Here is a 216-nt window from a genome sequence, read left to right as displayed (position 1 = left end):
CTGCCGGTGGAACGGTAATGGGCTATATCGATGTGGCTAAGCTGATGACACATCAAGGCGCTGTGTACGCCTTGCAGTCTCCTGGCTTATATGAGGATGAAGAACCGCAATTCCTCCATTACACAGAGCTTGTGTCCATATTTGTTGAAGCCATTGAGACCTTCTATCGACCTGGTGTTGACTATCTAGCAGGGCATTCAATGGGCGGGCACCTTG

General features: G+C 50.0%; 1 protein-coding gene. It reads left to right on the top strand.

The genetic code is table 11. The features are described 5' to 3' along the window. Positions 1 to 17: 17 nt before the first annotated feature. A partial coding sequence (locus ACM615_RS24065) for a hypothetical protein (RefSeq protein ID WP_431012657.1) occupies positions 18 to 216 on the top strand: 199 nt, incomplete at its 3' end.

The sequence above is a fragment of the Rahnella sp. PAMC25617 genome, assembly GCF_050606005.1.
GTDB classification, from domain to species: Bacteria; Pseudomonadota; Gammaproteobacteria; order Enterobacterales; family Enterobacteriaceae; genus Rahnella; species Rahnella variigena.
This window is presented reverse-complemented; position numbering and strand designations above follow the sequence as displayed.